Annotated in this window: 10 protein-coding genes; 2 read left to right on the top strand and 8 right to left on the bottom strand. The window is 40.4% G+C overall.

The annotated features are described in order from the left end of the window. Window positions 1-15 precede the first annotated feature (15 nt). Window positions 16-1,083, top strand: a complete 1,068-nt coding sequence (locus ACIQAA_RS24950; protein ID WP_402625113.1) for a YkvI family membrane protein — start codon at window positions 16-18, stop codon at window positions 1,081-1,083. A 1,091-nt stretch (window positions 1,084-2,174) separates the two neighbouring features. Here the strand turns inward: ACIQAA_RS24950 and ACIQAA_RS24945 are convergent. From ACIQAA_RS24945 to ACIQAA_RS24925, 5 genes are read right to left on the bottom strand one after another with little or no spacing between them, the layout of a single operon-like run. Further along, window positions 2,175-3,137 (bottom strand): transketolase family protein, encoded by a 963-nt coding sequence (locus ACIQAA_RS24945; RefSeq protein ID WP_402625111.1) that lies wholly within the window; start codon window positions 3,135-3,137, stop codon window positions 2,175-2,177. Then, window positions 3,137-3,979 carry a transketolase gene (locus ACIQAA_RS24940; RefSeq protein ID WP_402625108.1) on the bottom strand — a complete coding sequence of 281 codons (843 nt, stop codon included), beginning with the start codon at window positions 3,977-3,979 and terminating at the stop codon, window positions 3,137-3,139. Before ACIQAA_RS24940 ends, ACIQAA_RS24945 begins: the two co-directional genes overlap by 1 nt. A gap of 56 nt (window positions 3,980-4,035) precedes the next feature. Then, complete coding sequence (locus ACIQAA_RS24935) at window positions 4,036-5,412, bottom strand: PTS ascorbate transporter subunit IIC (protein ID WP_402625105.1); 1,377 nt, start codon at window positions 5,410-5,412, stop codon at window positions 4,036-4,038. A 26-nt stretch (window positions 5,413-5,438) separates the two neighbouring features. Then, window positions 5,439-5,720, bottom strand: a complete 282-nt coding sequence (locus tag ACIQAA_RS24930) for a PTS sugar transporter subunit IIB (protein ID WP_402625102.1) — start codon at window positions 5,718-5,720, stop codon at window positions 5,439-5,441. Between the two features lie 35 nt (window positions 5,721-5,755). After that, complete coding sequence (locus ACIQAA_RS24925) at window positions 5,756-7,819, bottom strand: BglG family transcription antiterminator (RefSeq protein WP_402625100.1); 2,064 nt, start codon at window positions 7,817-7,819, stop codon at window positions 5,756-5,758. Between the two features lie 187 nt (window positions 7,820-8,006). Between ACIQAA_RS24925 and ACIQAA_RS24920 the strand changes: the two genes are divergently transcribed. Continuing rightward, window positions 8,007-8,795, top strand: coding sequence for a histidinol-phosphatase HisJ family protein (locus ACIQAA_RS24920; RefSeq protein WP_402625098.1), 789 nt, complete (start codon window positions 8,007-8,009; stop codon window positions 8,793-8,795). A gap of 199 nt (window positions 8,796-8,994) precedes the next feature. Here the strand turns inward: ACIQAA_RS24920 and ACIQAA_RS24915 are convergent, their stop codons facing one another. The 3 genes from ACIQAA_RS24915 to dapA form a co-directional block, all read right to left on the bottom strand. Continuing rightward, the gene (locus ACIQAA_RS24915; protein WP_402625095.1) at window positions 8,995-10,497 is read right to left on the bottom strand and encodes an alanine/glycine:cation symporter family protein; all 1,503 of its coding nucleotides are present in this window, start codon (window positions 10,495-10,497) and stop codon (window positions 8,995-8,997) included. A gap of 152 nt (window positions 10,498-10,649) precedes the next feature. Then, a complete protein-coding gene (locus tag ACIQAA_RS24910) occupies window positions 10,650-12,146 on the bottom strand; it encodes an aldehyde dehydrogenase family protein (RefSeq protein WP_402625092.1) in 1,497 nt (498 codons plus the stop codon). Window positions 12,147-12,164: 18 nt separating this feature from the next. Continuing rightward, window positions 12,165-13,058, bottom strand: a complete 894-nt coding sequence (gene dapA / locus ACIQAA_RS24905) for a 4-hydroxy-tetrahydrodipicolinate synthase (protein WP_402625089.1) — start codon at window positions 13,056-13,058, stop codon at window positions 12,165-12,167. Window positions 13,059-13,068 lie beyond the last annotated feature (10 nt).

Raw genomic sequence — 13,068 nt, 5'->3', positions numbered from 1 at the left:
TGGAGCTGAATTTCAATGAAGAAAAGTTTACAAATCGGTGGAGCATTCGTCGGTCTGATCGTTGGGGCCGGCTTTGCTTCAGGACAAGAAATCATGCAGTACTTTACAAGCTTTGGCATTTGGGGAACAGTTGGTGGAGTACTTGCTACCGTATTCTTCGTATTTTTAGGTTATACCCTTGCACAGCTAGGAGCTGACTTACAGACAGCTTCACATAAAGGTGTTATTTATTATTTAGGCGGACGTTATATCGGATTCATTTTTGACGTACTCATTACATTCTTCTTATTTGGTGTAGCGGTAGTCATGTTCGCAGGCGCTGGTTCGACATTTGAGCAAATGCTCGGAATCCATCCCATGATTGGCAGCATCATAATGGTAGCAGCCACCATCCTTACCTTATTATTAAATGTAAAAAATATTATCAATTTAATTGCCATGGTGACACCGTATTTAATGATTATCATCTTTGTCATTTTAATTTATTCGATTTTCACAATGGACATATCTTTTGCTGAAGCAGATGCATTAGCAAAAGAACAAGCTTCAGGAGCATCCAACTGGTTTGTAGGTGCACTCCTTTATGTTTCGTATAATATCGCAGCGGGTGCAGCATTATTGATTGTCATGGGTGGAACGGTGAAAGACCCTAAAATTGCAGGCACGGGTGGTATATTGGGCGGTATCATGCTAGGCGCCTTAATTATTTTAATTCATATCGCCATGTTCGTGAAAATCAATGTTGTAAGCGGTGTTGCCATGCCAACACTTGAACTGGCTAACCAGATTCACCCGGCAGTCGGCGTGTTAATGGCGATTGCACTTCTAGGGATGATGTACAACACTGCGGTAGGAATGTTCTACGCCTTTACCGTTCGATTCATAAAGCCGGAAAGTAAATCATTTAAGCCAGCCATAGTGGTTACCGGCTTACTCGGTTTTGGCGCAAGTCTTGTAGGATTTACAACCCTTGTTGGCAAAGTTTACTCAACCATGGGGTACTTAGGATTCGCCTTAATCCTCGCGATTGTAATCGCATGGGCACGAAAAGGGAAAAAACAAAAACCAGCCATTGCCGCGTAAAATGTTTAAATGCCTGGTTCTCTTTTGATAGGCTCCCGATACAGCAGACAGATCAAATAGTAAAAATCTGTTTACTTTATTGGGGGCTTTTTCTAAGAGAAAGAGTGCTTTTTCTGCACAAGAAAAGTATGGGTTAATTGTAGCGTTAACTGTCTAGCTGCCCAGCAACCGAGTGGCCATCAAACCGGCCCCATGGTTATATCAAATAAAAAAGGACCTTTGATCGCTATAAGATCAAAGGTCAAAGATGAACTTAGCGGTCTAGACTAAGTCCGATTTAGGAGGTCTAAACTCAGAAGAATTTAAACTATTAATAAAATAACATAAATTGAATATTTATTCAATAGTATAAATATTTATACAAGCGCTTTCATTTGTTTTTCCATTAACTTACTGCTACCGTTTGAATATGATACACATCCGTTTTAGTCCGTATCCTTCACAATGTTCTCTTTCCCACCCTTTTCACTGACACTCACCCATCCATAAATGGAGGTAATTCCGCCTAAATCAACCTTAGCTCTTCCAAATTCTATCATAAATATAAAAGATGAACTTCACCTTGATCTAAAAGGCTCTACAGTCGAATTCGTTCTAATGCAGTAATGATAATCTTCCATTTACTTCACCAAAACCATTAATATACCCAAATCCCAACAAATTTTTCACATTAAAGATGGATGAAAGCCCTAAACACAGGGCAATACAGAGTTTTTAATCAAATGATTGATTAACACTTTCCATAACTAATCAATCATTTGATTAAAAGTACTGAAAACCCTGTTGTTAAAACGATCCCATCCTTTTCATGAGAAGAAACCTGTCGAAGAATGTGTTCATAATTTGGACAAATATCGCCGATTAATAAAAATAATTTACTTTTGACCCTGTCCTTTTCCCCCTCTTTTTCCCTTTTTGCTTTTCATACTCTAGCTTCACATGGTAGATGGCTTTGTTGATTTCGTCTTCTGCCTGTATGATGAATTTAAACTCAAGCGAGAAAGTTTCTAATCTGCAGTGCTTTATGTCAGCAAAAAAATAGCCCAATCCAATATGAACTGAGCAAGTATCTATATTTATGGAACACCATTTTACTTTTGTAGTATCTCTTTGACGGTAGCAGCTATGTCTTTTGGAGTTAGTTTGTAGAACTCTTTCAGGTATTCGAGCTTACCGACTTGACCAAACTGTTCTTTGACGCCAATACGTCTCATTTTGGTTGGGCAGTGTTCGCTTAGGACTTCGGCTACCGCACTGCCTAGTCCGCCAATGACGTTATGGTTTTCGGCGGTAACCACTGCTTTCGTTTTTGAAGCGTACTTTACAATCAAATCCTTATCAATTGGTTTAATCGAGAACATATCAATGACGGAGGCTTTGATTCCTTCCTCATAAAGCAAATCTGCTGCTTTTAAGGATTCTGCTACCATAATACCACTTGCGATAATGGTAACATCGCCGCCTTCACGGAGGACTTTACCTTTCCCCTCTTCAAACACTTCATTCTCATCGTAAAGCTTAACCGCGTTCTTACGGATGGTCCGGATGTAATGGATACCGTGCTCTTTTTCAATTTTACGAAGCAGGTATCGGAGCATAGTGGAATCGCTCACTTCATAAACCGTAGCATGAGGAAGAAGACGAACAAGACCAAGATCTTCAAATGCCATATGGGTGCCGCCGTTATGCTCGGCTGTTACCCCTGCGTCAGATCCCAAAATTTTAATATTCGTTTTTGCATAAGCTCCGGAAACGAATAGCTGGTCAAAGGTTCGACGGGTGGCAAACTGACCGAAGGTATGGACGTATGGAATCTTCCCTGTCAGCGATAGACCTGCAGCAACCCCCATCATATTTGCCTCCATGATCCCACTGTTAATGATTTGCGTCGGAATCTCCTTCACAATCTTATTCGTAGAGATAGCACTCATTAAATCTGCTTCTAAGGCGATGACATTTGGATTTCCCTTTGCGAGTTCCACTAATGTCCGTGCATACATTTGCCGCATTTCCACTTGTTCTAGTTCATAGCTTTTGGATGGTGTTTCAATCATCATGACACAACCTTTCCAAGTTTATTTTCCAATTCCGCAATCGCTCGCACAATCGCCTCTTCATCTTCTTTACTTGGACGGATATGATGGTTATCAGCCTTTTCCTCCAAATATGGAACACCTTGCCCTTTAACGGTATCCAAAACAATTGCAACCGGCTGCTCTGTCTGGCCTTTCCCCTCTTCGATTGCCTGATAGATTTGCTCCAGCGAACGACCGTCCACCCTTAAAGTGTAAAAACCGAACGCTTTAAACTTTTCCTCAAAATCCAGTGGATCAATAATATCCTTCGTTAAACCATCAAGCTGCTTTTTATTGTCATCAATCAATACAAAGAGATGATTTAGCTTATGATGTGCGGCGAATTGGGCTGCTTCCCAGCACTGCCCTTCGTTCAATTCACCATCACCGACGATACAATACGTGTAATTATCTTTATTTGATAGTTTATGAGAAAGAGCGACACCAACAGCCGCAGAGATTCCCTGACCTAAGGATCCCGTTGTCATATCCACACCAGGTGTTAAATTCTTATCAGGATGAGAAGGAAGGGTGGTTCCATTTTGATTTAACGTATAGAGAACTTCTTCAGGAAAGTAGCCTTTAGCCGCTAACGTCGCATAAAGTCCTGGCCCGCCATGACCTTTTGATAGAATGAAGTAATCACGATCCTCCCATTTCGGATCCTCGGGATTCACCTTCATCACTTCGCCGTATAAAACCGCCAAAGCTTCCACAATCGATAAGCTGCCGCCATAATGCCCAAAACCGAGATGATACAATTCTTTTAATGTTTTTAACCTAATTTCATCACGAAACGCTTCTATTTTTTGCAAATCCATCTTCTTTCCTCCTTTTTTATTCAAAAAGTTAGGGGTGCAAAAACACCCCCACTGTCCTATGCTCCTACTTGTTGTGAATCAGACGCAGCTTTGTTCTTTTTGAAAAAACCAAATACCACTGCCAATACGACAAGTCCAATAACGGTAACGCTAACACCTGTTGCACCAAGAGAATTAGCAATATTTCCAAGAAGGATTCCGGAAGCTGCAAAGTCAGCGTCAGAGAATGTTGTACTAGCAAAACCAAGATCTCCTAGTACCGGCATTAAGAATACAGGTAAGAAGGTAATCAACAAACCATTGGCAAAGGATCCAATAGTCGCACCGCGGACACCGCCGGTTGCATTACCGAATACTCCAGCCGTTGCACCAGTGAAGAAATGTGGAACAACACCAGGTAGGATAATCACGGCTCCTGCAAAACCAAGGATGGCCATACCAACGATACCGCCAAGGAAACTACAGAAGAATCCAATTAACACCGCATTTGGCGCATATGGGAATACAATCGGACAATCAAGAGCTGGCTTAGAATTTGGAACGAGTTTAGTAGAAATCCCTTTAAACGCAGGAACAATTTCAGCCAACACAAGTCGAACACCTGAAAGGATAACGAAAACCCCTGCTGCAAACGTAACACCTTGAATAATAGAGAAAACAATATAATGAGTACCGCCGCTAAGCTCTGCTTCCACATAAGATGGACCCGCAAAGAGTGCAATAATGACATAAAGAATGACCATCGTTAATGAAATCGTTACAGAACTATCACGCAAAAATCCTAGACCTTTAGGGAACTTAATCTCTTCGGTTGAACGAGATCCCTTACCAACCACTTTCCCTACAAGACCAGACAACACATAACCTAAGCTTGAAAAATGCCCGAAACCAACGTTGTCGTTACCAGTAATTTTTCGCATAAAAGGCTGACAAATCGCTGGGAATACAGCCATGATTAAACCTAACGCAAGGGAACCAACAATAATCAATGGAACTCCTTTTAAACCAGAAACGACTAAGATAACGGCAAGCATACAAGCCATGTATAACGTATGATGACCCGTTAAGAAAATATATTTCAATCGAGTAAAACGAGCAATTAAGATATTGGCTAACATCCCAAAGAACATGATAAACGCTGTAGCACTGCCATACTTGGTTAATGCCATCGCAACAATCGCTTCGTTATTTGGCACCACCCCGTTTACGTTAAAAGCTTCTTCGAACATCTTTCCGAATGGTTCAAGGGATCCAACGATAATGCCAGCACCTGCAGAGATTACGAGAAAGCCTAAGAACGTTTTTGTCGTTCCTTTTACAATATCACTTGCCGGCTTTTTCAGAATGATAAGACCAACAAGTGATATTAACGCAACGAGAACAGCTGGCGTACTCAAAATATCCATCAATAATTTAAGAATTCTTTCGCCCATGATAGAGGCCTCCTTTTACTTTATGATTAAAGCAAACCTTTTTGTTGAAGCACTTCCTTCAATTTATTGCGGAGACCATCCATATCAATAATGCTGTCAATCACGATAACTTCTCCTAAATGCCCCATCCCTTCTGCAATATCCTTTGCTGCGATAAATAGATCGGCTGCATCCGGAGTAGCAGAGCTTAGGTCAGAATGTTCGACTTCAATACCGCTTACACCTAACTCCCCAAGGATTTGTTGTACATTCATCTCCAACATAAAGCTGCTTCCTAAACCAGAACCACAAACGGCTAAAATTTTCATTTGAATTTCCCCCTATAATTTATAATGGAATAAAATTAAACCACTGCTGAATAATGCTCAAATAATGCAAGAATATTTTCGGTTGTCTCAAGCTCTTTTAAGAGTCCAACATTGTTGTTCTCACTGAGAAGCTTCGTTAATTGAGATAACGCCTTAAGATGTGTTGTATTATCGATGGCCGCAATACAAAATATCAAGCGGACAGGATACTTTTCATCATTTAAAAAATAGACCGGCTCATCAAGTTTTAAAAAGCTCATGCCTACTTCATTGACTCCCAGTTCAGGTCTAGCATGTGGTATGGCTACTTCTGGACCAATTACTACATATGGACCTAATGTCTTAATATTGGAAATCATTGCATCGATGTAGGAGGACTCAATCGCACCTGACTCTAGCAACGGATGGGCTGCTACTTTTACAGCCTGCTCCCAATTAGGAAGCTGTCCAACAATTTGAATGGTATCCTCTTTCAATAAATCGCTTAACACTGGTTGGTTCCCCCTCTGAATATCTACCTTTTTGTGAAAGGTTAGTTGATTTAAAGCAGTGATTAATCCTTTTTCATCATAAATATTTGCATAGCGCCCAATCGTTTGAATCAGCTCTTTTGTTGAGATATCATGGTACTCTATCCCGAATAGATGATGATACACTTCATTGACCAAGCTGTTCTTTTCCGTTGGAGTCATAATCGGCTTTACATAAAAGCATGGCAGCTTTGACTCAAGCTCTACCGTCGAAAAGAGAAGATCATATTGTTCCACATTCTCTTTTTGATAACCTTGAAAGGACAGTGTTTTTTCGACGATGATCTCAGAGAAAAGCGATTCCAGCAGGTGTTTTACCATTAACGATGAGCTAATCCCACTTGGACAAACGACAATTGCCCTTTTCTTTTTCGGCACGACTTGCTTTGGCTTTTCTAACAATGCGCCAAAATGAATCGTGATAAAACCAATTTCTTCTTCTGGGATTCTGATACCGAGAAGTCCCCCAATGGGCTGAAGCAATTCTTTTACTATCGTGTATAGCTCATGATGTTCACGCTGGATTTGGTCAAGCAGCGGATTCGTAATCGGAATCCGGTATTTCATTCGAAAATAAGCCGGCTTAAAATGCTGATACAAGGTGTTGATGACTTCGTTCTTTTTCTCAAAAGCAATCGCCGCTTTATTTTCAAAATCAAAGACAAGCTGCTCACATAATTTAAAAAGTAAGTCCCAGTCCCCATCTTGAACAGAACGGTTCCCTAAAGACAAACCTAACAATTGGGTGGTGAAATAGCAGAGCTCATTTTCATCTTCCTCAAAATGCAGTGAATGAAATAACGTCTTTGCCACCTGCCACATGTGTTCCTTTTTTAATAATTCAATTTCGTCGCTATGAAACCTCACAAACTTTCTTTCTCGTTGACGGTAATAATAGAAAAAAAGAAAATAAGTAAATTGATGCAAACGTTCCTCGACAAAATGAAGATCGAACAGCTTTTCCATTTCATTAAGCGTGTTGTGAATGGCAGTCAATGGGATCTGTTCCGATCGATCACTCACTAAATGGTTAATCAGTTCTTTATAATACGGAATGCGAATCAACTCAGCTAAATGGTGTTGAACAAGTACACGCTTATCCGACTCTGCGCCCGATAGGTGGTAGCCTTTTTGCCTGGAGTAGCGTATTTCAACTAGAAAGGACAAGTTCCTTTCATTTGCCTTTTTCACATCAGATATAACCGTATTTTTACTTACCTTGAGGAGCTGTGTTAAATGGACCGATGAAATCGGCTCTTGCCGGATAAAAAGGTAAAGGTAGATGAAAATCAAACGTTCCTCTTCTGTTAAAACAAAATCCCGTTCCTTTTCTTCTATTTGTTGTTTCCGAAAATAGTCGACTACCTCATCCGGCATGACGATATATTGATGTCCCCTGTAAGGAATCGCAGGAAGAGCTTTCTCCTTCAACCAATGATTGACTTTCTCCAAATCATAGGATATTTGCCGCTTGGTTAATTGAGTTTGATCCATGACTTGGTTCATGGTAGTATTCTTCACTTTTAAAAGATGTTTCAATAAAAGTGCGGGACGTTTATCAATCATCATCGTGTCTCTACCTCCTGAAATAATCATATTATAAAACGCTTTCAAACTGTTGGCTGATTGGGAACAATTGATGTTTTAACAATCTGACAAAATTGTGCTCATCTCGTTGTCAGACAAATTTTTGTTTCATTATAGACAATTGTGAAAGATTTCACTATAGTAGTTTTAAAAAAAGCAGGTGAAAACTATGTATCTAATGGATTATCATCATCACACCAATCATTCCTTTGATTCCACCGCAAGTATGATGGAAGTATGTACAAAAGCAATAGAAAACCAGATTAAAGAAATTTGCTTTACCGAGCATTTCTCCGTTAATCCGCTCGCGCCAACCTACGGACACATGGTATTTGAAAAGTATTTACAAGAGATTCGTGATTGTCAGGAAAAATTCCACAGCCAGTTAATCATAAAAGCGGGAATTGAACTTTGTGAGCCCCATCTTTTAAAAGACCAATATGATGAAATACTGCAGCCACTAAACTTAGATTTCATCTTAGGTTCTGTCCATAATCTCAACAACCAGAAGCTTCGGCTGGCCCTCAAAGAAGATCATCCAACTGCCTATGAACGGTATTTTAATGAACTCTTGTCTATGGTATCGACAGCAGATATAGATATCATTGCCCATTTCGATTTAATGAAACGTTATGCCTATAAAGAACATGGCCTATATGAGTTCCAAGAATATCAAGAAATCATCGAACAAATATTGAAAAAAGCAATTGATAGAAATATAGGAATAGAGATTAATACATCCGGACTTAGAACGGGGTTAAAGCAGACATTGCCATCCATCGAGGTCATCAAGCTATATAAAGAGTTGGGTGGAGAAATTTTAACCATAGGATCTGACTCCCACACAGTAGATGATGTTGGGGCAAACCTTGCCGATGCGATTTCTTTAGCAAAGGAGTGTGGATTCAACTATATTTATAAATTTGAAAAAAGAAAGCCGATACCGGTAAAAATATAAATCCCCGTGAACTTAGATGCTAAGGGGAAATAGACAAAATTCCCCTTAACAAATCGATTGATTAATAACTGAGAAGCTTATTTACTAAGCCCGAAGAGATAAAAAGCCATTAGAACCGTCCCCATAGTGTGCAAGAAAAAATAGGCTACAAAACCCCAATTGAATATGGGAGCAGGGCAGCCTAATAAGGGTTTTAAAATTAAAAATTGATAGTGTTCTCTGTTTCTGCTTGCTTTCCTTCTGTTTTCTTCTTACCTTTTGAATTGCCTTCTTTCACTTTCTCTTCCCAAAAATCAGCACCTTTAATGCCGAGTTTAACAGGGTCGAAGACTGGTTCAATGCCTGCTTTCTTCTGTTGTTCATAGTCTTTAAACACTTTTAAGGCTGTTTTAGTTAGTAATAGAATAGCGACTAAGTTAAGCCAGGCCATGCTTCCGAAACCAAAGTCACCGAGTGCCCATAGTAAGGATGCGTTTTCGACACTTCCAATGTAGATCATTCCTAAGAAAAGAATCATTAAGCCTACTTTAAACCCTTTTAAATTTCTATTTCTACCAAGGTAAAAAAGGGTTGTTTCAGAAATATAGTAATAAGCCATCAGAGTTGTAAAAGCAAAGAAGAAGATCGCAATCGCAACAAACAATCCACCAAATCCAGGGATAACGCTTTCAACAGCCGCCTGTGTCCACATTGGTCCAGCTTCAACACCTGGGATTTTGTCAACAATCGGCTGCTGTCCTTCTGGCGTAACGCTGTACATGCCGGTGATTAGAATCATAAGTGCCGTAGCTGTACAAACAACGAGTGTATCAATATAAACAGAGAATGCTTGAACAAGACCTTGTTTTGCTGGATGGGATACAGCAGCAGCGGCTGAACTATAGGTTCCTTCCCCTACACCAGCAACGTTGGAAAATACCGCTCTCTTAACACCCCATGCAATCGCTGCACCGATCATACCGCCAAACATTTCATTTGCTCCAAATGCACTTGAAATAATTAACCCAAACATTGCTGGAATTTCTGATGCATTAGCAATTAAAAGAACAAACGTGACAATCACATACCCTAAAGCCATAAAAGGTACAACTTTATCTGCAACAGAAGCGATTCGCTTAACACCGCCAAAAATAATGATGGCAAGTAATGCAACAAGGATAAGGCCGGTAATGCTTTTATTGAGACCCATTGTGTTTTCAAATCCAACAGCAATCGTGTTAGCCTGAATACCTGGAACTAATATTCCGTAACATAGTGTAACGACAATCGCAACAAACACCCCGAACCACTTCATATTTAAACCTTTTTCAATAAAATAAGGAGTTCCGCCTCGGTATTGGTTACCATCTTTTACTTTATAGACCTGAGCGAGAGTCGATTCAACAAAAGCACTTGCTCCTCCTAATAAAGCCATGATCCACATCCAGAAAACCGCTCCCGGACCGCCAAATGCAATCGCAGTAGCAACCCCGGCGATATTTCCAATACCAACCCGACCGGCTAGAGCCATACAAAACGCCTGGAAAGAGGACACACCAGATTCCGGTTCACCCTTATCAAAAAGAAGCTTAATCATTTCCATAAAATATCTAATTTGTACAAAACGTGTCACAATGGAAAAGAACAATCCGGCACCAAGTGCAAACGCCACTAACCCAAGGCTCCAAACCATACCCGACGCTTTATTCACTAATTCTTCCATCTTAAACCCCCTCCACAAACTCCAAGTATTCCTATCTCTCACTCTATTCACAACATTAATAATTTTCAGATAGACAAGGGTGTGGAATGGGACATAGGACAGACCCTGCTGTCCCACTCCCATCCGATTAGTAAACGACATTGTTCTTATAATCACTCATCCTGCTTGATGTTAACAAATACACTTTTCACTTCCGTATAGTTTTGTAAGCCATACTCTCCACCCATTTCGCGGCCGATTCCTGATTGTTTGTAGCCACCGAAAGGCATTGTTTCCCATTCAAGACCAAAATCATTGATCCAGACTGTACCTGCTTGCAGCTTGCTTGCAATGTAATGGCCCTTTTTCATACTTTCCGTCCATATACTTGCAGCTAAGCCATAGTCACTATCGTTTGCCCGTTTAATGACCTCTTCAATCGTGTCGAAAACGAAAATTGACATGACTGGACCAAAGATTTCTTCACGAGCAATCACCATATGATCTTCTACATCAGCAAAAATAGTTGGCTGAACAAAATATCCTTTTTCGAAGGCTTTTTCGCCGCCAGCTACAAGGCGTGCTCCTTCTTTTTTCCCTTGTTCAATAAATTTTAGAACCGTTTGAAGCTGTTTAGCAGACACGAGTGGGCCCATTTCTGTTTCAGGATCCATACCTGGTCCAACCTTCAGGGAGTTTGCTCGCTCTGCTAAAGCTTCTACGACACGGTCATAAATGTTTCGCTGTACAAATACGCGTGTACAAGCACTACAGTTTTGCCCATGATTGTACATCGTTCCGTTAAAGGCCCCTTCAATTGCTTCTTCAAGATTGGCATCTTCTAAAATAATGGCTGGTGATTTTCCGCCAAGCTCTAGCGTAACGCCTTTAATTTGATCTGCAGCCTTTTTCATGACTTCTCTTCCGACAGCCGTTGAACCAGTAAATGCTACTTTATCAACATCTTTATGCGTGATGATCGCCTCTCCCGCAATTCTTCCTTTTCCTGGCACAATATTCACAACACCGTCTGGAAAACCAGCCTCTTTAAACAACTTACCTACGTATAGAAGAGATAGCGGTGTTTCTGTTGCTGGCTTAATAACAACCGTACAGCCAACAGCAAGTGCGGATCCAAGCTTCCACGCTGCCATGGCAAGCGGGAAGTTCCATGGAATAATTTGACCTACAACGCCAACTGGCTCATGAACAGTATAGGTTACATAGTCCTTTGAAATCTGAGTTGTCTTACCAAATATTTTCGTAGCCCATCCGGCATAATATCTAAAATGCTGAATGGTTCCATCGACGTCGTCGGCAAGAGCGACATGATATGGTTTCCCATTATCCAATGATTCTAGCTGAGCAAGCTCTTCTCGGTTCTCTTCTAAAAGATCGGCAAATTTATAAATGAGATGGGAGCGCTCAGCCGCATCCATCTTTGTCCATTCACCCTCATCAAATGCCTTTCTTGCAGCAGCTACTGCAGCATGAATATCTTCCTCTTCCGCTGCACTTACATCCGCAATGACCTCTTCATTTGCAGGATTAACAACGGAAAACGTTTTACCTCCAATCGTTGGAACATATTCACCATTTATATATAGTCCTTTTACACCTTCTAAAAATTCCTGCACTTTTGGTTTCAATGTATAATGTGTCGCTTGCATGTTCTCTCTCCTTCACTATTAGTTGTTTACTGTTTCTAAACTCGCAAGAAGGCCTTTTAGCTTTTGGTCTTCCTCAGGTGATAGACCTAAACGAGGGGTACGCGCAGGACCTCCAGCCTGGCCAGTTAATTCCATGGCTCTTTTCACAATTTGCACATATTTTCCAGATCCTTCAAGGAACGCACAAAGCGGTAAAATACGATCATTGATTGCCCATGCTTCTTTCAACTCACCATTTTGGAAATGGTTATACATGTCTGTAACAAGTCTTGGTACGATATTTCCTGCAACAGAAATCCAACCAGTTGCTCCAACTAAGTAAGACTCCATTACAAGTTCTTCAGCGCCGCAAAATACTTCAAAGTCTCCCTTGCCTTTTCTTGCAAGATCTCTTACCTTGCCAATTTCACCGCTTGATTCCTTAATGTGAGTCACATTTTCACAATCCTTACCAATCTGTAACATTAAATCTGTGCTCATATTAACGCCAGAAGTAAATGGGTTGTTATACAGCATGATTGGTAGATTAACAGCACTAGATACTTCTTTGAAATGATGATAGATTTCATTTTCCTTCGGCTTCATGTAATAAGGGTTAATGATTAGGGAACAATCAGCCCCATGTGCTTCAGCCTGCTTAGTATACTCGATTGTTTCTTTTGTTGTTTCAGCAGCAGTACCAACAATAACAGGGATGCGGCCGTTTACTTCCTTCATGACGGTTTCTACCATTTGGAATTTTTCTTCTTTTGATAGACTAACAAATTCACCAGTACTCCCATTGATGACGATACCTGCCACACCTTGGTTCACGAAGTAATTAACATTATTTTTTACTCCACCCCAATCGATTTCTTGCTCCTGTGTCATTGGGGTAATTAATACTGGATAAGCTCCTCTAATTGTAGTCATTGTATTTTCC

This window comes from Neobacillus sp. NPDC093182 (assembly GCF_044754045.1).
The sequence above is the reverse complement of the archived record's forward strand: the minus strand, read 5'-3'. Positions and strand labels throughout refer to the sequence as shown.